Below are 23,147 nucleotides of genomic sequence, written 5' to 3'. Positions count from 1 at the left end.
TTAGGGGCCAAAGTCATCAAAGACCGCTTCTTTCGATTCTGGTTACGAACGAGTCGATGGTGCACATTGGGACGACGTTATAGCGACTCAAACCTGGAACAGACGTGTCAGCACTCAACGAAGTCTTTTTCGAGTCCGACGGCGCACGGTGTGCGGCCGATCTCTACCGGCCCACCACCGTCGACACCAGGCTGCCCTGCGTGGTGATGGGGCACGGCGGTAGCGCCACCAAGCGCCTCGGCCTGCCCGCGTATGCGGAGAAGTTCACGAAGGCGGGCTTGGCGGTTTTGGCGTTCGATTATCGGAATTTCGGCGCCAGCGGCGGCGAGCCCCGGCAAGTCAGCAAGGTTGCCGAACAACAGGATGACTACCGTGCGGCGGTGCGATACCTGCGCGGCCGTGACGACATCGACCCGCATCGTATTGCCTTGTGGGGAACGTCGCTGAGCGGTGGTCACGTGCTGGCGGTAGCCGCAACCGATCCGGATATCGCTGCGGTGGTGTCGCAGGTACCGCTTATCGACGGCTGGCACCGCGGCCGTATGCTGCGCCAACGTCTCAACTGGGATGTAACGTGGCGGACTGCGCAATTCGCAGTCGCGGCTGTGCGCGATGTGGTGGGGGCGAGGTTGGGTAGGGAGCCGTATCTGGTTCCCGTGGTGGCGCATTCCGGCAAGGTCGCGGTGTTCACCGAGCCTGAGGCCGGAGCCGCGTTCGAGGCGCTGGGCGGCGAAGCCGTCGGCTGGCGCAATGCGCATGCGCCGCGCATGCTTTTCGCCTTGCCCCGCTACCGCAAAGGCACCGCAGAGAAGCTGCGCATGCCGGTCCTGATGTGCATCGGGGACCACGACCTGCAAGCTTCACCCAGGTTCGGCGCTCGCATAGCGTCGCTGATGAATAACGTTGAACTGCATCGCTATCCGGTGGGGCACTTCGACGTCTACACGGGAACGCTGTTCGAGGCGATCAGCGCGGTGGAGACGGAATTTCTGCACCGCCACCTGATTGGCGGTTCTTCGACGAACGGCGCCCGCGGCTCATGACGCGCTGGAAGTCGAAGGCGCGCCGGGCCGCGGCGTATTCGTGGGCGGTCCGCGATGCACGACGAGCCGCAAAAGCGGGCCGAACGGGCATCGAGCAACGGCAACGGGATCGCCTGCAAAAATTGTTGGATTTCGTGCGAGCCCACTCGCCTTACCTCGCGGACCTTTACCGCGACCTGCCATCGCCGCTGAGCGATATCAGCCAATTACCGGCCGTCACCAAAGCACAAATGATGTCGCACTTCGACGACTGGGTGACCGATCCTGACGTCACCCAGGCCGACGTCGAAGCCTTCATCGCCGATCCCGAGCTTGTCGGGCACGATTATCGCGGTCGCTACGTGGTCTGCACGACCTCCGGCGCCACCGGAACCCCCGCGATCCTGATGCACGACCAACGAGCACTGATGATCTACAACGTCCTCGGCTATGTCCGGTCATTGCCAGTGTCGTTGTTGTCCCCCGCGAACATGTGGGCACTAGTTCGCGGAAGGGGAAGGCTGGCAGCGGTCTTTGTCACCGGCGGCCATTTCCTCGGCAGCACAATGATGGCCAGGCGGCACCGCACCATGCCGTGGCGAACCGGCACGCAGCGGCTCTTCTCGGCTATGACCCCATTGGACGAATTGGTGAGGCAGCTCAACGACTTCCAGCCCGTCGTACTCGGTGGCTATCCGAGCGTGCTGGAGGCACTGGCGGAGCAGAAGCGTTCGGGGAGCTTACGAATCCAGCCCGTCCTCCTAAATGCTGCGGGCGAAACCCTCACCACCGCGGCGCGTGAGCGAATCGCGACAGCGTTCGGATGTCGGGTGAGCAACTATTACGGCTCGTCGGAAGCGGTTGGCCTGACGTATGAATGCACCGCTCAGCAACTGCACGTAAACGCCGATTGGTACATCGTGGAACCCGTGGACGACCACGGCGATCCGGTGCCCGCGGGCCAGTTGTCGCACGGTGTCTTCGTGACCAACCTCGCCAATAGAGTCCAGCCGATCATTCGCTACCAGTTGGGCGATCGGGTAGTCACGAGTGCCGAGCGCTGCCGCTGTGGCAGCGCCTTCCCGCGCATCGAGGTCACCGGGCGTACCGACGACACCTTGTCCTTCCCTGAGAATGGGAAAGTCGTTGAGGTAATCCCGTTGGCCATTGCCACTGTCGCCGAAGAGACACCAGGCGTGCTCAGCTGCCAACTGATCCAAACCGAACCGCTCAAACTCATGGTGCGCTTGGCGGTCAAGGAGCAAGGCACAAAGCCCGCGGTGTGGGAAGCGCTGCGAAGACGGCTGGCGGCCTACCTATCTGAGCAAGGTGCTACCCAGGTGAAAATCGAGAATGCCGCCCAGCCACCGGAATTGCATCCGCTCAGCGGAAAATTTCGACAGGTGTACTCACAGGTGGGGCGGTGACTATGAACTCGCTGCCCCCTCGCGAGTGGATGCACCTCGCCGATGGCCGCGCGCTCGCCTACACCCAGTGGGGAGACCCGAACGGTGCGCCGGTGTTCGAATTCCGTGGCCTGCCAAGTTCCCGCATGGGCGACGCCGTGGATCTCGACGTAATCACCGCCGCTGGAGTCCGACGCATCACCGTCGATCGACCAGGCGTCGGCTTCTCCGACCCGCAGGCCGGTCGCGCACTTCTCGACTGGCCGGACGACGTTCGCGTTCTGGCCGACCACCTCGGACTTGAGCGCTTCCCCGTGCTCGGTACATCCGGCGGAGGCCCGTTCGCAGCGGCATGCGGCTACGCCTTGCCAGATCGCGTTGCTCGCGCGGCGTTGGTCAGCACTGTGGGGCCGCCGGATCGGCGAGGCGCCTTCGACGGAATGAATCGGGGAGAGGCCGGCACCATGATCCTCGCCCGACGGGCACCGGTGCTTGCGCGGTGGCTCGTCGGCGCAGCGGTTCTCGCGGAGCGTCGGCGTCCCGGCACGGTTTATCGCGGACTAGTGAAGGCACTTCCCGAGGTGGACCGGAGAGTCGCCGCGCAACCGGCCGTGCGGGAAAGTCTGACGGACTCGTTTGCGCTGGCCTTCCGACAAGGTGCGCGTGGGCAGGTACGGGACTGGGCGATCATCGCCACCCCGTGGGGATTCGACCCAGCGGACATTCGCGTTCCCGTGCACCTCTACCACGGCGTTCTCGATGATCGTGCCCCATATCATCACGCGCGCGATCTCGCCGAACGGTTACCCGATTGCGGAATCACCGGGTATCCGGACGAGGGGCACATGCTGGTTTTCTGCCACGCGGAAGAGATCCTGATCGCGACCGCGGACAAACCTGGGTGACGCAGGTCAGGACCAGGGGCCGGGGAAGTGGCCGTCCTGGTCTTGCACCATCACGATGTCTTTGCAGTCCCCGTTCAAGGCCGCGGCATTCTCACCGCGGCATACCAGCGTCCAGCCCGATATCCGGGCGAAGGGCCGAACGGACCAGGTGGTCGCAATCGGATCGGTGGCGGGTAGGGCAAGGACAGCAAACGTATTGCCGACGTTGGTGATGTAGAGGTGGTCCTCGAAGAACGCGATCTTGGCAATCGACATCTTCTTCGCGTCGTCCTGCGTCTTCAAGAAATCCCACTGCTGTGTCCGCAGGTTCCAAACCCCGAAGCCGAACGGGGAGTTGTCCGAGTCGTGGCCATCGACAAACAATTTCCCGTCGGACAACGTCGCGGACAGCCCGCCACCGGGAATGCGATCGGAATCGCCGATCTTGATGACGGCCTTCGCGTTCAGGTCGTAAAACATCGTCGACAGCACCGGGGGATTGTAGGAATCCCAGTGCGTGATCTTCACGAGTTTGTTTGGACCATCGGATAATTCGGCGTCCACACTTCGGATGTCGTTATCCTGGTAGATCGTCTCTCCGCTGGGCCGGCGCAGCTCTGCGCCCGACGTCTTGGCGGGGTCGCTGTTGCGTTGAAACGCAAGGACGTCCTGCCAGGCGAGCCCGGACTGCGGGTCGTTCCACGGCATCGACAAGTCCGCCCCGGAAAGGATCACGGTCCGCGGCGGCGACGTGGGGGAGTGCCCGTCGGTGAAGGCGTTGATCCACGCCACGCCCGATGCGGTCGAGGACAGCCCCCAGTCCTTCGCCGCGGTCATCTTGAGGTCCGGGGTCGGCGGTTGCAGCTCTTTTGTCGCCAACGGTTGGCCGGCCTTGAAGTCGTAGGCGTACGCGGTCGCCTTGGTGACTTCGGGTTGTTGCGCTTGGGCCGGTTTGACGGTCGTGACGATGTAGACGACTTTCATGTGGTCCGCCGTGCCCGTCAGCGCGCAGATGGCGCCGGTGAGATTCTCGCCGGCGGCGACCGCCGGAACGGCCGGCGCGACGTATTGCCCGGTCTTGGTATCAAAGATTTTCGGGCGGATGTCCTCGAGTGCGGATTTGCTGGTGGAAAGCTTCTCCGGGCAACCGAAGTACGCCGTTCCGCCATAGCTTTTCCAATCCTTCTCCAACGGACCCGTTATAGGCGCCGGCGACGGAACGGCGCTGCTGACCTTTTTCGACGCAGAAGTCGAGGTGGTTGGTGTCGCCGCGGGCGGGGACGCGGTCTCCGAACAGGACACGACGGCCAGGCAGGCGACCGACGCCACCAGGGCTAGCCCAAATTTGGGCACAGTTTGCCCCGTAAACGCCCGCATCAAAAAACCCCCGTTAAGTTCGTGTAACCAACGAGCGTAAAGCGGGCTGGGACACACCGCGACTTGTGTGCGGCGGTCTTGGTCACACCAAGCCCGCCGACCGACTATCGGTCGAACTCGATGGGCAGACTCTTCGGGCCGCTCAGGCTCACCATCGGTTTCCAGGGAACCGGTCCGGCGGTGCGCGGGTTGAGCAGGCGGCTCGCGATGACGTTCAGCGCTTCGGCGATCTCGCGGCGGGCCAGGTTGGCGCCCAGGCAGTAGTGCACACCGCCGCCGAAGGTCAAGATGGGCGGCGCCCCCTCGCGCGTGATGTCGACCCGGTCGGGATCGTCGTACACCGCCGGGTCACGGTTGGCCGCGGCGGTGTTCACCAGGACCATCGTGCCGGCGGGAAAGAGGTAGCCGTCCAGCTCGACGTCCTCGACCACCAGCCGGAGGGTTCCGCACGCGATCGGCGAGTGGCGCATGGTCTCCTCGACGGCGCGCATCGCCAGTTCGGGGTGCTCCTTGAGCAAGCCCCACTGCTCCGGATGCTCGCAGAGGACGTGCACCGAGGCGGCCACCTGGTTGCGGGTGGTGTCGGTCCCCGCCAGGAGGAGGCCGCCCGCGAGCATCCGCAATTCGGCGGTGTTCAGCCGGTCGCCGTCGTCCTCGGCGCGAATGAGGTCGGAGAGCAGGTCATCGGTCAGGCTGTGCCGCCGCCGCGCGACCATGTCGTCGACGTAGTCGTCGAGCTGGCGCCAGGCCCGCATGACGACGGGCTCGACTTCCCGGAGGTCGACGTTGAAGCTGAAGGCCTTGAAGACGTCGTCCGCCCACAACGAAAACTGTTGCCAATCCTCACGTGGAGCGCCGAGCAATGCGCAGATGATCGGGACGGGGTAGGGCCGTGCGAGGTCGGTGACGACGTCGCAGCGCCCGGCGTCGATGACGCTGTCGACCAGCTCGTTCATCACGCCGACCATGGTGTCGTGCAGGCGCAGGGTCGCGCGGGGCGTGAACGCCTTCGACGTCAGGCTGCGCAGCCGATGGTGCGCGTCGCCTTCCAGGCACAGCAGGCTGTTGATGACCTTGTCCCACAGCGGGCCCGACGTGAGGCCCTGGACCATCAGATTGATCCCGGGCGGGATCTGGAATCGGGCATCGCGAAGCACGGAGCGGACGAGGTGGTAGGAGAGGACTTCCGGCCCGTGCGGTCCGATGGCGATGGGGGCGTGCCGCTGGGCCGCCTGGAGGCGGGGATAGACCTCGGCGGGGGACTCCTCGGCACCGTACGCCAGCGTCGGCAGATCGGCATCGAAAACGCTTGTGGGAGCGGTACCGACGGTCATGACGGTCTCCTCGAGGTCGTACGCGAATGAGTTCGCGACAACTTTCACACAATGTATGGCCGTCCCGGTTAGCTGTCAACGATATTGGGCGCCAGGTACGAACGTTTCCGCGTAGTCCAGACGGCCCCCGCCATACAAAAAGGAAGGTCTGTGTGGCCAGCCGTAAGGCGGCTACCCGCGTCTCACGCCGCGGACCAGCTGGCCGCCGATGAGCACGACCGCGAACACGCCGCCGGTGACTCCCGAAATCAGCAGTGGCAGTTGGCCGTTCGAACCCCACAGGAGGCCCGCCCACAACCCCGCCACCAGCACCGCCAGTCCGACGCCGCCCTGGAACAGGCCCTGCGCGCTGGCCTGGTGCTCCTGGTCGACAAGCCCCGAAATCCAGGCCTTCCCGACGCCGTCGGTGCACCCCGTGAACAATCCGTAGGCACCGATCAGCAGCCATGCCGTCACGTTGTCGGTGGTCAGCCCGAGCCCGATATAGCCAACCGCGAAGAAGGCCAGGCCGAGGCCGAACAGCGCCGGTCTGCCGATGCGGTCGGCGAGAGATCCGGCCGGGTAGCTGGCCAGGGCATACACCGCGTTATATCCGACGTACGCCAGGATCACCCCGACCACGGAGAAGCCAATCTCGTTGAGCCGCAACAACAACAGGGCGTCCGGAAAATTCACCACGCTGAAGACCACCAGGAGTGCAGTCACCCGCCAGTACGGTTGCGGCAATGAGCGCACACCGGCCCACATGGACTGCCGCTGCGCTCGCGGGCCGCGACGGCTGCGCTCGCGCACCAGAAAGACGAGTGCCACGGAAAGGACGGCGGGCACGATGGCGACATACAGCAACGGCGCGATGCGGTGGTCCAGCAGCTCATAACCCACCAACCCGAGCAGCGGACCGAAGACGGCGCCAAAAGTGTCCATCGCGCGGTGGAAGCCGAAAACCCGTCCGCGCAGGGACTCGTCCACATCGTCGACCAGCAGCGCGTCCCGCGGTGCGCCGCGGACGCCCTTACCGAGCCGATCGACGACGCGACCCGCGAGCACACCCGGCCACGCCGCGGCCACCGCGATGATGACCTTCCCGAGGGCCGCCATTCCGTAGCCGGTGGCGATCAACGGGCGCCGTGCGAACCTGTCGCCGAGCGGGCCCGCCGCGAGTTTCGTCAAGGAAGCCGCGCCCTCGGCCGCGCCCTCGACGGCTCCCACCACCGACGGGGGCGCACCGAGCACGGCCGTCAGGTAGATCGGCAGCAGCGGATACAACAGCTCGCTGGCGGTGTCCTGCAGGAACGAGACTCCGGAGAGCACCCGAACGTTGCGGGTGAGCCAGTGGGGCCCCGAGTAGGTTTCAGTCTTGGGCACGAAGCCGCACCATCCGGGTCGTCGACGTCTCGTCCAACTCAACGACGTCGGACCGCGACCGCAGGAAATCGCTGAATGACCGGAATCCCAAAGACCTTTCGCTGAACGACGGGTCCATCCGCTTCATCTGTGCCTTCACGGCCGAGTTGTGCAGCCAGTCGACGTCGTCCTTCTCCAAGCCGATCTGCAGCGCGCGCGTCAGGAGTGCCGTGGCGGCGGCCTGCGGATCGGGTGGCTCCGGTTCCTCGGGCTGCGCAGCGTTGGCGCGCCCGGTCCGTCGCTTCGGTGGCTTGGCCTCGGCACCGGCGTCCGGGGCCGCGGGCTCCGGTTCCAGTGCCGGCACCCCCGGGAGCGAGTCATAGATGACGAACTCGTCACAGGCCGCCGCCAGCGCCCGGCTCGACGCGCCGGCCACCCCGATGCCCACCACGTACCGGCCGAGCCTCTTACACCGCTGGGCCAATGGGATGTAGTCGGAGTCACCGGCCACGATCACCACGTGGGTCAGGTCGGGCAGCCGGAACATGTCCTCGACCGCGTCGACGGCCAGCCGGATGTCGGCGCCGTTCTTGCCGTAGGCCGCCGCCGGGAACAACTGCACCAGGTCGACCGCGCGGGCCACCAGCTGTCCGCGGTATCCGGCGTTGATGTCCGCCGACCAGTCCGCATAGGCACGGGTGAGCACCAGGGTCCCGAACGACGACGCGAAGTCTAGGATCGCGCCGACGTCGACGGTGGCCCGGTCCAGCCGCTCGGAATACTGCTCGAGCCCCTTGGCTTTGTCCCGCTGGAACGAGCTGCGGCCATGAACCTGGTCGTATCGTGAGATCACGATGTTGTCAAAGTCGAGGTAGACGGCCACACGGGCCGCAACCGGTTCGGTCATGGACTAAATCATCGCTGAGGCGTCCGGCACTGTGGGGGCCGGAAGCGTTTTCCGTCACTATTTGCCCGTGCGGGGCCCTACAGCAGCGCCAGAGCGGGTACACCCGGGGGATGAGTCAGTTGAAGTTTCTCGAGCTGCACGGCGATCGGGTCGCCTACCGTGACGAGGGCGACGGCGAGGTGCTCCTGCTCATCCACGGGATGGCCGGCAGCTCGGAGACGTGGCGGTTGGTGATACCGCCGCTGTCGAAGAAGTTCCGGGTCATCGCCCCGGACCTGCTCGGCCACGGGGAATCGGCGAAACCGCGCACGGACTATTCGCTGGGCGCATTCGCGGTGTGGCTTCGTGACCTGCTCGACGAACTCGGCGTCAGCCAGGCCACCCTGGTCGGTCAATCGCTCGGTGGCGGGGTCGCGATGCAGTTCGTCTATCAGCACCCCGACTACGCCAAGCGGTTGATCCTGATCAGCAGCGGCGGCCTCGGTCCCGACGTCGGTTGGGTGCTGCGGCTGCTCTCGGCGCCCGGGGCGGAGCTGGTGTTGCCGATCATCGCGCCGAAGCCCGTCCTGTCCGTCGGCAATCGGGTCAGGTCGTGGCTGAGGAGCGCCGGGATCCAGTCGCCGCGCGGGGCCGAGATCTGGAGCGCCTACTCGTCGCTGTCGGATGGCGAAACGCGCCAGTCTTTCCTGCGGACACTGCGCTCGGTGGTCGATTACCGCGGCCAGGCGGTCAGCGCGCTCAGCAGGCTGCGGCTGCGCGAGGACTTGCCCGTCATGGCGATCTGGGGAGAGCGTGACGGCATCATCCCCGTCGATCACGCGTACGCCGCGCACGAGGCTCGTACCGACGCCAGGCTCGAAATCCTGCCCGACGTCGGCCACTTCGCACAGGTGGAGGCGCCGAATCAGGTGGTGGAGCTGATCGAGGACTTCATCGCAACGGGCAACCGCCACGAAACGGCGACTACCCGGCTGCGCCTGGAATCTGAGGCGTAGCTTCGTCGCGCAAGCCGGTCGTAAGATTGCGGCGATGCGCAAAGCCGCGCGTACCGCGCTTCCGCCGGGGCCCCGGCTGCCCCCGGCGGTGCAGGCCGCGTTGATGCTGTACCGCGGGTCGCACTTTGTCGCCGCCTGCCGGCGTCGTTATGGCAATGTGTTCACGCTGCGCGTCGCGGGAATGGGCACGCTGGTGTATTTGGCCGACCCGGCCGATATCAAGACGGTGTTCGCCGGCGACCCGCACGTCTTCCATGCCGGCGAAGCGAATTCGATGCTGAGCGGGCTGCTGGGCGACACCTCCCTTCTGGTGATCGACGAAGACGTCCACCGGGATCGGCGCCGTCTGATGGTGCCGCCATTCCATCGCGACGCCGTCGCACGCCAAGCGGGGCTGATGGCCGAGATCGCCGCGGCGAATATCGCGGGGTGGCCGGTGGGCAAGAGCTTCGCGGCCGCGCCCAAGATGTCGGAGATCACCCTTGAGGTGATCCTGCGGACGGTCATCGGCGCCACCGACCCGGCCCGGCTCGCGGCGCTGCGTGAGATCATGCCGCGGCTGCTCAGCGTGGGTCCATGGGCGACTCTGGCACTGGCGAAGCCGGAGCTGCAGCGCTACCTCCCGTGGCGAGGGCTGCGTCGGCGGATGGCTGAAGCCGACCGCCTGCTCTACACGGAGATCGCCGAGCGCCGAGCGGACCCCAACCTGGCCAACCGCACCGACGTGCTGGCCATGCTGGTCCGCGCCGACGACGGCGGCCGCACGATGTCCGACCGTGAGCTGCGCGACCAGCTGATGACGTTGCTGGTGGCCGGGCACGACACCACCGCGAACGGGTTGTCCTGGGCGCTCGAGCGGTTGACCCGCCACCCGGCCGTATTGGCCAAGGCCGTGGCCGCCGCTGAGGCCGGCGCCGCGGGCGATCCGGCCGGCGACGAGTATCTCGACGCGCTGGTGAAGGAGACGTTGCGGATCCGTCCGGTGGTGTTCGACGTGGGGCGGGTGCTGACCGAACCGGCCGACGTGGCCGGCTACCGGCTGCCGGCCGGGGTGATGGTGGCGCCCGGAATTGGGCTGGTGCACACGAGCGCCGCTGTGTACCCGGATCCGCACCGATTCGATCCGGACCGCATGCTGGGCGCCACCCTGAGCCCGACGACCTGGTTCCCGTTCGGCGGTGGCAACCGCCGCTGTCTCGGCGCCGGCTTCGCCATGGTCGAGATGCGCGTGGTGTTGCGCGAGATTCTGCGCCGGGCCGAGCTGAGCACCACGGCCGCGACCGACGAGCGGCAGAAGCTGAAATTCGTTGTCCTAGTGCCGCATCGTGGCGCTCGCATTCGCGTGCGGGCGATCAGGGACGTCCCCGCCACAACTAGTGGGCGACCTCACTTCGCGCGCCCCGGTAATCGACCTGCCAGTGCTTGATGCCGTTGATGAACGACGACCGCAGTCGCTCGGGATTCGCCAGCGAAGTCAGGTCGGGCACGTGATCGGCGAGCGCGTTGAACATCAGGTCGATCGTCATGCGCGCCAGGTTCGCGCCGATGCAGTAGTGCGCCCCGGTGCCGCCGAAACCGACGTGCGGGTTCGGGCTGCGCAAGATGTTGAAGGCATACGGGTCGTTGAAAACCTCTTCGTCGAAGTTGGCCGAGCGGTAGAACAACACCACCCGCTGCCCCTTGGTGATCCGGACCCCGCCGAGCTCGGTGTCCTCGCACGCGGTGCGCTGAAACGCCGTGATCGGTGTCGCCCAACGGATTATCTCGTCGGCCGCGGTCTTGGGCCGCTGCGCCTTGAACAACTCCCACTGCGCGGGGTAGTCGGTGAAGGCCATCATTCCCTGAGTGATGGAGTTGCGGGTCGTCTCGTTTCCGGCGACGGCCAGCGTGACCACGAACATTCCGAATTCATCCTCGGACAGGCGCTGGCCCTCGGCGTCGGCGTGGACCAGCGTCGTGACGATGTCGTCACCAGGGTTCTCGCGCTTGCGGGCCGCCAATTGCATGGCATACCACATCAATTCGCCCGCTGAGGTGAGCGAGTCGTTGTCGGCGAACTCCGGGTCGTCGCTGCCGATCATGTTGTTGGTCCAGTCGAACAGCTTGTCGTAATCCTCCTGCGGCACCCCGAGCAGGCCGGAGATGGCCTGCAGCGGCAACTCGCAGGCCACCTGGCGGACGAAGTCCCCCGACCCCGCTGCTGCGGCTTCGGTCACGATGCGCCGCGCCCGCTCGGAGAGTTCGGCGCGCAGCCGCTCGACCGAGCGCGGCGTGAAGGCCCGCGAGACGATCTTGCGCAGCCGGCTGTGCTCGGGGTCGTCCATCATGATCATCGACGCCCGCCCCGCCTCAATTTGCCCGGCCGCCAGGTCTTCCCGGTAACGCGGCACGATCGACTTCATGGCCGAGGAGAAGACGTCGCTGCGCAGCGAGACATCACGGATGTCGCGGTGTTTGGTCACCACCCAGTAGCCACCGTCGCCGAAGCCGCCCGCGTCGGGCGCCTGCTCGTTCCACCAGATCGGTTCCGTCGCGCGCAATTCGGCGAACTCGCGCACCGGCAGCCTGTGGGCGTAGATGTCGGGGTCGGTGAAATCAAAGCCGGGCGGGAGGTTCGGTGTGGCCATCGGATTTCTCCTAGAGACGTGCCTATTGGGATCGGTAGCAAACCCGACGTGTCTTACTGCCAGCACCATAAAGCCGAGCCTTGAAGAAATGAAGCCTCAATGAGAATCATTGCGATCGTGGCGGCCGGCCTTGCTGCCGGCGCGGTGGCGACGGCCGGTTGCGCGCAGGCCGAGGTCACGGTGGCACCCGTCCCGAGCCACTTGCACCCGTTGCGCCCGCCGTCAGCCCCGAGCCCGCAGTCCGACCCCGAGGCGGAAGTCGCAGAGCTGCAGCGCCAGGTGTCTGAACTACACGACAACTGGGACAACCTCAGCCCTGCGCAACGACAACAACGGCTGGCGCAACTGCAGCAGCAGGCCACCACGGTGTCCAACGACGTGCAAAACCTCCCGCCCGCACAGCGGCCCGGGGTGGAACTGCGGCTTTGGCAGACCATGCTCCAGCTGGTTGACCTGCTGCCGAAGGCGCAGTCACCCAACCAGCCCTGCTACTTTCCGGCCTGCCTGCCCGGCCTCTGAACGGCGATCAGCCCCGGATTCGGCCTTCTCGCCTGCTGGACCCATCATGGTTACCCGAACCGCGTTGCGGCGGCCAAGCTAGTCTTCGACATCGTGACAGCGCCGACGCGGGCGAAGCTGGCCGACGGCCGTGACCTGCTGTTCTTCGCGCTGCCCGGGCACCGTCCGGCGCCGGTCGAAGATCGTAGGCCGCTGCCGGCGCGCGACGGGCGGCAGACCGAGCTGCGGTTCGACCGGACAACGGGGCAGTGGGTGATCGTCGCGGCGCTGCGCCAGGACCGCACCTACAAACCGCCCCCCGACCAGTGCCCGCTGTGCCCGGGTCCGACCGGGCTGACCAGCGAGGTGCCCGCACCGGACTACGACGTCGTCGTGTTCGAAAACCGGTTCCCCAGCCTGTCCGGCACCGGGCCGGCGCTCGCGCCCGCCGGTGACGGCTTCGTGTCCGCGCCAGGGCAGGGCCGCACCGAGGTCATCTGCTTTTCCAGCAACCACACCGGCTCCTTCGCGGGGCTGGAACCGGCGCACGCCCGGCTGGTCATCGAGGCGTGGCGGCACCGCACCGGCGACCTGATGGCCACGCCGGGCATCGAGCAGGTGTTCTGCTTCGAGAACCGCGGCGAGGAGATCGGGGTGACGCTGACCCACCCGCACGGCCAGATCTACGGCTATCCCTATCTGACGCCGCGCACCTCCGCCATGCTGGATCAGGCGCGCCAGCACCGAATGCGCCACGGCACCAACCTGTTCGGCGACCTGCTGGCCGGCGAGGTCGCCGTCGGTAGCCGAATCATCGCGCGCGACGACCTGTTCACCGCTTTCGTGCCGTTTGCCGCGCGCTGGCCGGTCGAGGTGCACATCTACCCGAACAGGTTCGTGCGCAACATCATCGAACTCGACGAGGACGAACTGGACGGGTTCGCGCGGGTCTACCTCGACGTGCTGGGGCGATTCGACCGGATGTATTCGTCGCCACTGCCCTACATTTCGGCGTTGCACCAGTACGCCGACACCGACGCCCAGGCCGACGGCTACTTCCACGTCGAGTTGATGTCGATCCGGCGCAGCGCCACCAAGCTCAAGTACCTGGCGGCCTCCGAGTCGGCGATGGACGCGTTCATCAGCGACGTCACGCCCGAAAGCGTGGCCCGGCGACTGCGGGAGCTCGGATGACCGTCCGGTACGCCGCGCCCGGGCGGATCAACCTGATCGGGGAGCACACCGACTACAACCTGGGGTTCGCACTGCCGATCGCACTGCCGCAGCGCACCGTGGTGACGTTCGCGCCCGACCACGGCGATGCGATCACCGTGGCCAGCGACCGCGCGGACGGGCCGGTGCGCATTCCGCTGGCCACCGCTCCCGGCCACGTGGCCGGCTGGGCGGCCTACGTGGCCGGGGTGATGTGGGCGCTGCGTCAGGCCGGCTACCCGGTGCCCGGCGGCGCGATGCGGATCACCAGCGATGTGGCGATGGGGTCGGGGCTGTCGTCGTCGGCGGCACTGGAATGCGCGGCGCTGGGCGCGATCGCGGCGGCCGCCGATGTGCTCATCGACGCCAAAGAACAGGCGCGGCTCGCCCAGCGCGCCGAAAACGACTACGTCGGCGCCCCAACGGGTTTGCTCGACCAGCTGGCCTCGCTCTTCGGCCGGCCGGGGACGGCGCTGCTGATCGATTTCCGCGACCTCACCGTCGCGCCGGTGGCCTTCGACCCGGACGCCGCCGGTGTCACGCTGCTGCTGATCGACTCCCGCGCCCGCCACACGCACGCCGGCGGTGACTATGCCGCGCGCCGCGCGTCGTGCGAGCGGGCGGCCGCGGACCTGGGTGCGTCGTCACTGCGCGAGCTTCAGGACCGCGGGCCATCCGTCGTCGCGGCGGTGCGCGATCCGGTCGACGCCCGCCGGGCCCGCCACGTGCTGAGCGAGAATCAGCGGGTACTCGATTGTGTTGCGGCGCTGAATGATTCGAATTTTTCCGAAGCCGGGCGGATTTTTGACGCCTCACACGCGTCCATGCGTGACGACTTCGAGATCACCACCGAACACATCGACCTGATCGCCGACACCGCGGTACGGGCGGGCGCCCTGGGCGCGCGGATGACCGGCGGGGGGTTCGGCGGCTGTGTGATTGCGCTGGTGCCTGCCGATCGCACCGGCGCGGTCGACGACGCGGTGCGACGCGCGTTGGGCGACGCCGGTTTCGAGCAGCCGGCGATCACCCGAACCCGCGCCGCCGTAGGCGCGGGGCCATGTGAGTGAACGAGCCGACCGGGTACGTCGAAGTTCGGGTGTACGCCGAGCTCAACGACTTCCTGGCGCCCGAGTCGCGCGGGGCGACGGTGCGCCGCCCGTTCCGGCCGCACCAGACCGTCAAGGACGTGCTGGAGGCGATGGGCATCCCGCACACCGAGGTGGACCTGATCCTGGTGAACGGATCCCCGCGGGACTTCGCCTACCGCCCGAGTTTCGGCGACCGCATCGCCGCCTACCCGATGTTCGAGGCGCTCGACGTCGGGGCGACCGCCCGGCTGCGGCCGGTGCCCTTGCGCGATCCGCGGTTCGTCGTCGACGTCAACCTCGGCCGGCTGGCCTGGCTGCTGCGCCTGCTCGGGTTCGACGTGTGGTGGTCGAATGACGCCGACGACAAGACGTTGGCCGACATCAGCGGCGAGCAGCGCCGGATCCTGCTGACCCGTGATCGCGGCCTGTTGAAGCGCCGCGCCATTACGCACGGCCTGTTCGTTCGCTCCGATGATCCCGACGAGCAGGCGCTCGACGTGCTGCGACGGCTTGACCTGGGACGGCGGCTGGCGCCGCTCAGCCGGTGCGTGCGCTGCAACGGCACGTTGAGCCGGGTCAGCAAGGACGAGGTGATCGATCAGTTGGAGCCGCTGACCCGCGAGTACTACGAGGAGTTCAGCCGGTGCACGGAATGCGGGCGGATCTACTGGCCCGGGTCGCACTACGCGAAGTTGGTCCGGCTGGTGGAAAGGCTGCGCGACCAGCTGGGTTGACCGTCCGGACGCCCGCAATTCCCTGGTTTATAGCTCTAACACGTCGCCGCCGGTAGCTGTAACGTAACGGATGTGCGGGGGATCGTGTGCGCGGTGTGCGGGGCGGGCTTCTCGGCTCGGTCCGACGCGGTCTACTGCTCGTCGGCCTGCCGGCAAAAGGCTCATCGCGCCCGGACGGCGCGCCGGACGGCCGTGCTGCGGGAGACCCTTCGCCGAAGCTCCGGGATGGGCCGGGGCACGTACTCCGATTCCCCCAGATCGCCGGAGCCTTCTGTCGCCAGTTCCATTCAGCGCGCGCGGCAGCAGCTCGACCGAACGCGCGAACTGTGTCGGGTGTCCGAGCTCCGGCTGCAGGAAAGCGACGCTATCCGGCAAGCGGCCCTCGAGAAATGGGCGGCGAGGTCGGCGGCGACGATGTCAGACACGGAGCGTGCGTTGTGGCGTGGGAACTAGACGGCCAATCGGCAGCGGTTGAGCAGGCCCTCGCCGGCGGAACACCGCAGCGGGCCGGCTGGTTTCGCTTCTACTTCGAGGATCGACGATGGGAATGGTCCGATCAGGTCCAGCGGATGCACGGCTATGATCCCGGAACGGTGACGCCGACGACGGAGCTGGTGGTTGCTCACAAGCATCCCGACGATCGTCGGCACGTGGCCGCAACGATCAACGACATGATCGAACGCCGGCAGGCGTTCAGTACCCGGCACCGCATCGTCGACACCCGCGGCAACACCCGTGAAGTGGTCGTGGTGGGCGATCAACTCTGCGACAGCAGCGGCGACGTCATCGGGACCCACGGCTTTTATGTCGACGTGACACCGAGACCCAGCCGCAAGCGCGAGGAGAACATCACCGCCAAGGTGGCCGAAATCGCCGAGCGTCGCGGCGCCATCGACCGAACCAAAGGGATGTTGATGCTGGTCTACGGCGTCGACGAGATGGCGGCGTTCAACCTGCTCAAGTCGTTGTCCCAGGTGCGCAACATGAAGCTGGGCGTGCTCGCCGAGCAGATCGCGAAAGACTTCTCCGCGTTGGGCAAAGAGGTGATCGCGTCGCGCTCACGGTTCGACCAACGCCTGCTCACCGCGCACCTGCGGGCGTCCGGCTCCGACGAGTAACGGCTATTCGGCCGGAGTCAGGCGCACCGCTCCCAGGTGCATCCGATCGACCGCCTCGGCGAACTCCTCGCGTGTCGGCATGCGTTGATCGCGGAACTTCAGTCCGATCATCCGCTGTGCGCGCTGGACGCCGTAGGACTCGGCGCAGCGCAGGAAGAGGTCGGACACGACGGCGCGGTCGCGGATGAGCTCGCCGCGCATCGCGGTGGTCTTGCCGTCGTACACGACCTGGGCGGTCGCGCCGTCGCGGAAATTCTGCTTCCAGGGTGCTCCGGTCAGCGCGTAGAGCTGGCCGTCAATCACGTGCGCACTCACCGGAAGTGAGAACGGCCGGCCCGTTTTCCGCCCGGTGAAGCTCAACACCATGAGCTGCTTGCGGGCGGGGCCGGCGAGCGGAGTGCGCAGCAGGAACCCCAACATCGGGTTGATGAAGCGCAGCAGCAGCGACGGCGGGTGCCCGGCATCTATCGCATGTGACTGCTCTGTCATGCGCTTACCGTAAGGCCAATCAGGTTCTGCGGCCTAGCGATGACGTGACGGCGCCGCGGAACGGTCCCCGCGGCGCCGTCACGTTCCTCGGTCAGGGGGTGATGGTGGTCTGGTCGTCGATGATCTTCGTGACGTCCATCAACGGGCCTTGATCGGCTTGCGGGCCGTCGGCGTTGAGTTGGAGCACGTAGACCGCGCCCTGGCTGGGGATCACCACCGTTTTCTGCGCGATGGTGCGGGTGTTCCCGTCGCGCTGGTACGTGCCGCCGAGCTGCCAAGCCTGGAAGCCGCCGAGCGTGGACGCGCTGCCGTCACTGCCGTCGTATCCGGGCAGGTTCTGCACCTCGCCAGGGGCGTACTGGATGATCTTCGCCGGGTCCACGTCGCCGGTGAGCCTGGAGAACAGGGCCGTAACGGTGGGCGGGTCGGCGGGGTTGCTGGGCTGGGTGGAAACGATGCCGCCGTACGACGTGCCGGCGTTCTGGTTGAGCTGCCAGCCGGGGGGCACCGGCAGGTCGACGTTCGGGCCGGGATCACCGTGATGAACGGGTGTCTCGGTGATGTGGTTGTCCTTGACGTAGTCGGCGATGGTGTATTTGGCTTTCGCGGCCGGTGCCGTGCTGGTCGCGGACGACGTCGTGGATGTCGATGTGGATGTGGTCGTCGAGGTCGACGATTGAGTGCCGGATTTGTGGCTCTGGCCGCAACCGACGAGCGCCAAACTCAGCGCCACGGAAATGGTTGCCAGCGTCAAATGTTTCATTAATCCAATCTCCCGAAAATTGGGGCCGGTACCAGCGCCGGCCACGCCGAAACGACAGTAGCCGAAATGGCGTGCAACTTTGCCGGTATCTTTTGGACTTTTTCGCGGTACCGTGGCGCGCCCGCAAATCGTTACCCAATTCGTCTGGAAAACACCCACCCAGTACACCGTTGTCCAGTAAGAGACAGGTATGCGGTCACGAAGGGCCCTCGTCGCGGTTCTGGCGGCGTCGGTCGTCTTCATGGCTTTCGTCGCTGCGGCGCCCCCCATCGCTTACGACGGCGAGCCCGCCTTCGTGACCAATCCGGTCGATCACGTCGCCACGCTCATCGGCACCGGGACGGGCGGCGCGACGGTGGGGGAGATCAACAACTTCCCCGGCGCCACCGTGCCATTCGGAATGGTGCAGTACTCGCCGGACACCGTCGGCAACTACGCGGGCTACAACTACGGCAACCCACGCTCCACCGGGTTCAGCATGACCCACGCCTCGGTGGGCTGCGCCGCGTTCGGCGACATCTCAATGCTGCCGACCACCAACGGGATTGGCTCGCAACCGTGGAAATCGTGGGAACGGATCGCCCACGACGACACCGAACAGGGCGTGCCAGGCTACTACACGGTGCGGTTCCCGGGCACCGGGGTGAAGGCGGAACTCACCGCCACCACGCGCACGGGCGTCGGCCGATTCAGCTACCCGCGCAACGGGCGTCCCGCCCTGTTACACGTGCGCTCCGGCGCGTCGCTGGCGGGCAACTCCCGCGCGACCATCCATATCGGCGAGGACAACACCACGATCACCGGCTGGGCCACCAGCGGCGGATTCTGCGGCAAGAACAACACCTACACGGTCTATTTCGCGATGAAGTTCAACCAGCCGTTCACCTCCTACGGCGCGTGGGACGGCACTGCGGTTCACCCCGGCGCCCGCAGCGCGAATTCGCCGTACAGCGGCGGATACGTGGAATTCCCGCCCGGCGCGGCGCTCGAGGTGCGGACGGCGATCTCCTACGTCGGCATCGACGGAGCGCGGGCGAACCTGGCGGCCGAGGGCGCGGGGAGCTTCGACGACGTCCGCAGGGCCGCGTCGAGGACATGGAACGCCACGCTGTCGCGCATCGCGGTAGCGGGCCGAAATGCCGGCGATGTGGAAACGTTCTACACGGCCCTGTACCGATCGCTGTTGCACCCCAACACCTTCAACGACGCGGACGGACGATACACCGGATTCGACGGCGCCGTGCACACCGTGGCGGCGGGGCGCACGCAGTACGCCAACTTCTCCGACTGGGACACCTACCGGTGCCTGGCGGCCTTGCAGGCGCTGCTATTTCCGGACCGAGCCAGCGATATGGCCCAATCGCTGGTGAACGACGCCGAGCAGAGCGGAGCGCTGCCACGCTGGCCAGTGGCCAACGCCGCGACCGCGGAGATGAGCGGGGACAACGTGGTACCGCTCATCGCGAACTTTCACGCCTTCGGGGCCGAGGCCTTCGACACCCGAACGGCACTGCGTTACATGGTAAATGCGGCGACGAAAGGCGGTGTCGGACTAAACGGTTACGTCGAGCGCCCGGGGATCGACACGTACCTGCAATTCGGCTACGCACCATTCTCCTTCGAGTTCCGCACCGATGGCTGGATCGCCGCCGCGTCGATCACACTCGAATGGTCGGTCGACGACTTCGCCATCTCGCAGTTCGCCGATTCGCTCGGCGACACGGCGACTGCCGCCGAATTCCAGGGCCGGTCGCAGTACTGGCAGAACCTGTTCAATCCGACCACCCGCTACATTTCGCCGCGCAGCTGGACCACGTTCTTCCGCGCGGGCCCGGCGTTCGTGGTGTCGCCCTCCGACTTCGGCCAGGTCGGATTCGACGAGGGCAACGCCGCGCAGTACGTCTGGTGGGTGCCGCACAATGTGGCCGGCCTGGTGACCGCGCTCGGCGGCCGCGACGCGGTGGCGGGGCGGCTCGACGGCTTCACCAACAGGCTCAACGTCGGTCCCAACGAGCCCTATCTGTGGGCCGGTAACGAACCCGGCTTCGGGGTGCCGTGGCTGTACAACTACATCGGTCAACCGTGGAAGACCCAGCGCACGGTCGACCGGGTGCGCGGGCTGTTCGGCCCGACGGCCGACGGGGAGCCGGGCAACGACGATCTGGGCGCGCTGGCCAGCTGGTACGTCTGGGCGGCCCTGGGCCTGTATCCGAGCACTCCCGGAACGTCGATCCTCACCGTGGGCGCACCGCTCTTCGATCGTGCCGTGATCGCGCTTCCCGGCGGCAAGGCCATTCGGATCTCCGCACCGGGCGCGTCCGGACCGCGCCACCTCAAATACATCAGCGGGCTGCGCGTCGACGGCGTGGCCACCGATCACACGTCGCTGCCCGAGTCCTTCATTCACGCCGGCGGGGACCTGGCCTTCTCGCTCGTCGCCTATCCGGACAGGCGTTGGGGCACAGGCGAATCGTCCGCCCCGCCGTCGTTCGATGCGGGCAGTTCGGCGGTTACCGTCAACATCCCCGGCCCCATTGTCACGATCGCCCCGGGAACCACCGGCACGGTGAGACTCGACGCTCAACGGATGATCGGTGATGCCGGCGGCTACGCCGTCACCGGCACCGCCTCGGACGCCGGGATCACCGTGACGCCCGTGACGGGCCAGTTCTCCTCCGACGGATCGGCGACCATCGAGCTGCCCATCAAAGTCGCGCGGTCGGTGTCCGAGGAGTACTACTTGGTCTACTTGACCTCGGCGGTCGGCCAAAGCGCCCGCACCTCAATTATTCTGGTGGTCGTGCAAGCCGGATCGGAGTGATTCCGCGGCGAACGCTTTCAGATCATCTCGTTCTTGGTCAACCACCGCATCACCGGCCAACCGACGAACACGGGCAGCCAGCAGGTCAGCACCCGGTACAGCAGCACGGACGGCACGCCGACGGCCGCCGGCACGCCGAAGGCGGCCAGGCCACCGATCAGCGCCGCTTCGACGGCCCCGACGCCGCCGGGTGTCGGCGCGGCGGAGGCCAGCGTTCCGCCGACCATGGTGACCACGGTGACGGTGACGAACGTCGTGCCGCCGCCGAAGGCTTCGACGCTGGCCCAAAGCGCCAGCGCCGCACCGAGAGTCGTTCCCGCGCAACCGAGCAGGATCAGCGCCAGCCGCCGCGGCTCGCGCGCCAGCGTCACCAGGTCGCTCGTCACCTCGTTCAACTTAGGGCGCACCTCGGTGGCCAGCCACCGCCGCAATTTGGGTACGAACAAGAAGGTGCCGACGATGCCCAGCGCCACGCCCCCGATCAAGTACAGCATCGTGGCGCTCGGCACGAAGTGCGACAGGTGCATCGAGGCGCCCGCGACCGCGCTGAAGAAGATCAACAGCGCGAGGTGCACGATCACCTGCACGGCCTGCTGCAGCGCGACCGCCGCGGTGGCTCGCATCGCCGACAGGCCGCTCTTCTGCAGGTACCGGGTGGACAGCGCGAGCCCGCCGACGCCGGCGGGCGTGGTGGTCGCGGCAAAGGTGTTGGCCACCTGGACGACTGACAGCCGCAAGTAATTCACCGTCCCGTCGGTACAGGCCCACAAAGCCGCGGCGGCCCCCACGTACGTCAGGGCCGACACCGCCAGGCCGAGTAGCGCAAACCACCAGTTCGCGGTCCGCAGCTGGAAGAAGAATGTGGGCGCGGTGCTGATGAACGGATACGCGACATAGACCAGCGCACCGAAGAGCACCAGCTGAATGATCTGGCCGCGGGTGAACCGGGTGATGGTCTGCGTTTTGATCTGGTCGGCCCCGGTTTGCCGCTTCACCTCCGCGCGGGCGGCCGAGATGACGGCGCCGGCATCCGAGATCGACCTCCGAACAGCCCGTGGCACGGCCACTTTCGTCAGCCGGCGCGACGCGCTCAGGATGGTGTCCCGGTCGAACGCATCAATCGCCGCGGCCACCGCCGATTTGGGGTCGTACAGGGCCGAGGTCGTCACCAGCAGCTGGGCGATGTCGGATTGGAGTTGGGCTTCGGTGGCGCCGTATTCGGCGCTGTGGAAGCCGCCGAAGAGCACGGCACCGTCATCGACGGTGATTTCGTTGGCGCGCAGGTCGCCGTGCGCGATCTGCTGGTCATTGAGGATCCGCAGCGATTGCCACACCCGGTCCACCGGCGTCGAGTGTGCGCACCGGTTGAGGGGCAGGCCGTGGGGTGGCTTGTGCGAGTAGAGAATCCAGCCCCGGTCGAGGGTGGCGACGGCGATCGTCGAGGTGTTGGCCAGATTCACCTGCCCGACGGCGATCGTCATCAGCGCGCGATGCTCGACGGCGCGGCGCATGGAGGTCACCAGGGGCCCGGTCTCGGTGTCGCGCAGCCGCACCTTTATCCAGAGTTGGCGCAGCGCGCCGCCGCTGCGCTGATGCGGGCCGTACAACTCGACGACCGCTTCGCGGTCGGGCTCTTCGCATCCGGCCGAAAGCACGAGCGGGCCGCGACCCGCCGGCCGGACCACGGTGAGCCGGGAGACGACGAACCCGCGCCTGGCCATCGCGCGCACGGCGGCCTCCAGGGGCACCTCGAGCGCGGGGGTGCCGACCACGAGGACCACCAGCGAGCCGACGAGCCAGCCGACCGCCAGGCCCAACAGCGCGCGCGCCGGCACGATGGCACTGACCACCAGGTGGATCGGCACGAAGGCCAGCAGCAGCGCCCACCACCAATGCCGCCAGCGCGCGGGCAGCCACGGGCCGGAGACGGTCAGCACCGCCGCCAGCATGCCGATCCAGCGCGGGTCGTCGAGGAACTGGGCCAGCACGGTCTGCAGGCGTTCGGAGAGGTCGAAGTGCCAGCGGGGCGCCGAAAACCCGTTGCCGCCAATCGACAGCGGCAGCGCCGCGAGCAGCGCGGCGGCCGCGTACGCGCCGAGCAGCTTCCATTGCCGGCCGACGACCAGGCCGATCAAGATCATGAACGGCAGGGCCAGGATCGCGATGCCGTACGCGAGGTACACCAGATCGGACTGTCTGGGGGAGAGCACCCCGACGATCTGCGAGATGGACTTTTCCAGTGCGTCCCACTGCGGGCGGGTGATCAGCGAACTCGTGATCACCGCCGCGAGGAGAGTCGCGCTCGCGACCAGCCGCAGGATGTCGTTGGTGCGCCTGGTCAGCGGCTGCAGCAAGCTGCCGGAAACGCTGATCTCGCGCCCGTCGACTCGCATGGTGTAACGATCCTTCGGATCCGTTCGGCGCCGCTGACCAATCCGCTCGCCGGCTCGCCGACAACTTAACGCCGATACCCGGTTCCGCGACAGTTCCCACCCATCCGGCGCGCGTAGGGTCGGGTCTGTAGG

At 67.0% G+C, this 23,147-nt stretch carries 19 protein-coding genes; 11 read left to right on the top strand and 8 right to left on the bottom strand.

Features of this window, described 5'->3' with window-relative positions; genetic code table 11:
- Nucleotides 1–104: 104 nt before the first annotated feature.
- The 3 genes from AWC17_RS27795 (at nt 105) to AWC17_RS27785 (ending at nt 3,333) form a co-directional block, all read left to right on the top strand.
- Nucleotides 105–1,043: an alpha/beta hydrolase gene (locus AWC17_RS27795; protein ID WP_046184212.1), complete on the top strand. Its 939-nt coding sequence runs from the start codon at nt 105–107 to the stop codon at nt 1,041–1,043.
- 122 nt (nt 1,044–1,165) lie between these two features.
- On the top strand, nt 1,166–2,449 hold the full coding sequence (locus tag AWC17_RS27790) for a phenylacetate--CoA ligase family protein (RefSeq protein ID WP_231588586.1): 1,284 nt from the start codon (nt 1,166–1,168) through the stop codon (nt 2,447–2,449).
- 2 nt (nt 2,450–2,451) lie between these two features.
- Nucleotides 2,452–3,333 (top strand): alpha/beta fold hydrolase, encoded by an 882-nt coding sequence (locus AWC17_RS27785; protein WP_046184210.1) that lies wholly within the window; start codon nt 2,452–2,454, stop codon nt 3,331–3,333.
- Between the two features lie 6 nt (nt 3,334–3,339).
- On the opposite strand, the gene AWC17_RS27780 is transcribed toward AWC17_RS27785, so the two are convergent.
- From AWC17_RS27780 to AWC17_RS27765, 4 genes are all read right to left on the bottom strand, one after another.
- Nucleotides 3,340–4,689 (bottom strand): hypothetical protein, encoded by a 1,350-nt coding sequence (locus tag AWC17_RS27780; RefSeq protein WP_046184209.1) that lies wholly within the window; start codon nt 4,687–4,689, stop codon nt 3,340–3,342.
- A gap of 104 nt (nt 4,690–4,793) precedes the next feature.
- Entirely contained in the window at nt 4,794–6,023 is a 1,230-nt protein-coding gene (locus AWC17_RS27775) for a cytochrome P450 (protein ID WP_046184214.1), read from the bottom strand.
- 171 nt (nt 6,024–6,194) lie between these two features.
- Nucleotides 6,195–7,388 carry an MFS transporter gene (locus tag AWC17_RS27770; RefSeq protein ID WP_046184208.1) on the bottom strand — a complete coding sequence of 398 codons (1,194 nt, stop codon included), beginning with the start codon at nt 7,386–7,388 and terminating at the stop codon, nt 6,195–6,197.
- Nucleotides 7,375–8,274, bottom strand: a complete 900-nt coding sequence (locus tag AWC17_RS27765; protein ID WP_046184207.1) for an NYN domain-containing protein — start codon at nt 8,272–8,274, stop codon at nt 7,375–7,377. The genes AWC17_RS27770 and AWC17_RS27765 overlap by 14 nt, the downstream gene beginning before the upstream one ends.
- Before the next feature lie 110 nt (nt 8,275–8,384).
- On the opposite strand from AWC17_RS27765, the gene AWC17_RS27760 reads away from it, so the two are divergent.
- Together AWC17_RS27760 and AWC17_RS27755 are read left to right on the top strand one after the other, a co-directional pair.
- A complete protein-coding gene (locus AWC17_RS27760) occupies nt 8,385–9,269 on the top strand; it encodes an alpha/beta fold hydrolase (RefSeq protein WP_046184206.1) in 885 nt (294 codons plus the stop codon).
- Nucleotides 9,270–9,303: 34 nt separating this feature from the next.
- Nucleotides 9,304–10,695, top strand: a complete 1,392-nt coding sequence (locus AWC17_RS27755; protein WP_046184205.1) for a cytochrome P450 — start codon at nt 9,304–9,306, stop codon at nt 10,693–10,695.
- Here the strand turns inward: AWC17_RS27755 and AWC17_RS27750 are convergent.
- Nucleotides 10,643–11,896, bottom strand: coding sequence for a cytochrome P450 (locus tag AWC17_RS27750; RefSeq protein WP_046184204.1), 1,254 nt, complete (start codon nt 11,894–11,896; stop codon nt 10,643–10,645). The genes AWC17_RS27755 and AWC17_RS27750 overlap by 53 nt on opposite strands.
- A gap of 99 nt (nt 11,897–11,995) precedes the next feature.
- Between AWC17_RS27750 and AWC17_RS27745 the strand changes: the two genes are divergently transcribed.
- The 5 genes from AWC17_RS27745 to AWC17_RS27720 all read left to right on the top strand — a co-directional run bounded on the left by AWC17_RS27745 (nt 11,996) and on the right by AWC17_RS27720 (nt 16,549).
- Complete coding sequence (locus AWC17_RS27745; RefSeq protein ID WP_046184203.1) at nt 11,996–12,415, top strand: hypothetical protein; 420 nt, start codon at nt 11,996–11,998, stop codon at nt 12,413–12,415.
- Nucleotides 12,416–12,508: 93 nt separating this feature from the next.
- Nucleotides 12,509–13,588, top strand: a complete 1,080-nt coding sequence (gene galT, locus AWC17_RS27740; RefSeq protein WP_046184202.1) for a galactose-1-phosphate uridylyltransferase — start codon at nt 12,509–12,511, stop codon at nt 13,586–13,588.
- On the top strand, nt 13,585–14,676 hold the full coding sequence (locus tag AWC17_RS27735; protein WP_047323015.1) for a galactokinase: 1,092 nt from the start codon (nt 13,585–13,587) through the stop codon (nt 14,674–14,676). The genes galT and AWC17_RS27735 overlap by 4 nt, the downstream gene beginning before the upstream one ends.
- Nucleotides 14,673–15,431: a Mut7-C RNAse domain-containing protein gene (locus tag AWC17_RS27730; RefSeq protein WP_046186244.1), complete on the top strand. Its 759-nt coding sequence runs from the start codon at nt 14,673–14,675 to the stop codon at nt 15,429–15,431. The genes AWC17_RS27735 and AWC17_RS27730 overlap by 4 nt, the downstream gene beginning before the upstream one ends.
- Before the next feature lie 389 nt (nt 15,432–15,820).
- Nucleotides 15,821–16,549 carry a PAS and ANTAR domain-containing protein gene (locus AWC17_RS27720; RefSeq protein ID WP_197083494.1) on the top strand — a complete coding sequence of 243 codons (729 nt, stop codon included), beginning with the start codon at nt 15,821–15,823 and terminating at the stop codon, nt 16,547–16,549.
- 3 nt (nt 16,550–16,552) lie between these two features.
- Here AWC17_RS27720 and AWC17_RS27715 read toward each other — a convergent pair whose 3' ends face one another.
- Nucleotides 16,553–17,038, bottom strand: coding sequence for a hypothetical protein (locus tag AWC17_RS27715; RefSeq protein ID WP_046186246.1), 486 nt, complete (start codon nt 17,036–17,038; stop codon nt 16,553–16,555).
- 91 nt (nt 17,039–17,129) lie between these two features.
- Nucleotides 17,130–17,801, bottom strand: a complete 672-nt coding sequence (lpqN, locus tag AWC17_RS27710; protein WP_046186247.1) for an envelope biogenesis lipoprotein LpqN — start codon at nt 17,799–17,801, stop codon at nt 17,130–17,132.
- Nucleotides 17,802–17,991: 190 nt separating this feature from the next.
- On the opposite strand from lpqN, the gene AWC17_RS27705 reads away from it, so the two are divergent.
- Nucleotides 17,992–20,622, top strand: a complete 2,631-nt coding sequence (locus tag AWC17_RS27705; protein ID WP_046186248.1) for a GH92 family glycosyl hydrolase — start codon at nt 17,992–17,994, stop codon at nt 20,620–20,622.
- A 17-nt stretch (nt 20,623–20,639) separates the two neighbouring features.
- Here the strand turns inward: AWC17_RS27705 and AWC17_RS27700 are convergent, their stop codons facing one another.
- Nucleotides 20,640–23,015: a lysylphosphatidylglycerol synthase transmembrane domain-containing protein gene (locus tag AWC17_RS27700; protein ID WP_047323017.1), complete on the bottom strand. Its 2,376-nt coding sequence runs from the start codon at nt 23,013–23,015 to the stop codon at nt 20,640–20,642.
- Between the last annotated feature and the right edge of the window lie 132 nt (nt 23,016–23,147).

The organism is Mycobacterium nebraskense, assembly GCF_002102255.1.
Lineage (GTDB): Bacteria > Actinomycetota > Actinomycetes > Mycobacteriales > Mycobacteriaceae > Mycobacterium > Mycobacterium nebraskense.
Note: the sequence above shows the minus strand (reverse complement) of the source record. Positions and strands in the feature narration are given on the sequence as shown.

Bases quoted from the DNA above. Each gene is read 5' to 3' on its own strand.
- AWC17_RS27785 (WP_046184210.1), top strand. From the start codon at position 2,452: ATGAACTCGCTGCCCCCTCGCGAGTGGATGCACCTCGCCGATGGCCGC.
- AWC17_RS27780 (WP_046184209.1), bottom strand. From the start codon at position 4,689: ATGCGGGCGTTTACGGGGCAAACTGTGCCCAAATTTGGGCTAGCCCTG.
- AWC17_RS27775 (WP_046184214.1), bottom strand. From the start codon at position 6,023: ATGACCGTCGGTACCGCTCCCACAAGCGTTTTCGATGCCGATCTGCCG.
- AWC17_RS27765 (WP_046184207.1), bottom strand. From the start codon at position 8,274: ATGACCGAACCGGTTGCGGCCCGTGTGGCCGTCTACCTCGACTTTGAC.
- AWC17_RS27760 (WP_046184206.1), top strand. From the start codon at position 8,385: ATGAGTCAGTTGAAGTTTCTCGAGCTGCACGGCGATCGGGTCGCCTAC.
- AWC17_RS27755 (WP_046184205.1), top strand. From the start codon at position 9,304: ATGCGCAAAGCCGCGCGTACCGCGCTTCCGCCGGGGCCCCGGCTGCCC.
- AWC17_RS27750 (WP_046184204.1), bottom strand. From the start codon at position 11,896: ATGGCCACACCGAACCTCCCGCCCGGCTTTGATTTCACCGACCCCGAC.
- AWC17_RS27745 (WP_046184203.1), top strand. From the start codon at position 11,996: ATGAGAATCATTGCGATCGTGGCGGCCGGCCTTGCTGCCGGCGCGGTG.
- AWC17_RS27735 (WP_047323015.1), top strand. From the start codon at position 13,585: ATGACCGTCCGGTACGCCGCGCCCGGGCGGATCAACCTGATCGGGGAG.
- AWC17_RS27720 (WP_197083494.1), top strand. From the start codon at position 15,821: ATGGGCGGCGAGGTCGGCGGCGACGATGTCAGACACGGAGCGTGCGTT.
- AWC17_RS27715 (WP_046186246.1), bottom strand. From the start codon at position 17,038: ATGACAGAGCAGTCACATGCGATAGATGCCGGGCACCCGCCGTCGCTG.
- lpqN (WP_046186247.1), bottom strand. From the start codon at position 17,801: ATGAAACATTTGACGCTGGCAACCATTTCCGTGGCGCTGAGTTTGGCG.
- AWC17_RS27705 (WP_046186248.1), top strand. From the start codon at position 17,992: ATGCGGTCACGAAGGGCCCTCGTCGCGGTTCTGGCGGCGTCGGTCGTC.
- AWC17_RS27700 (WP_047323017.1), bottom strand. From the start codon at position 23,015: ATGCGAGTCGACGGGCGCGAGATCAGCGTTTCCGGCAGCTTGCTGCAG.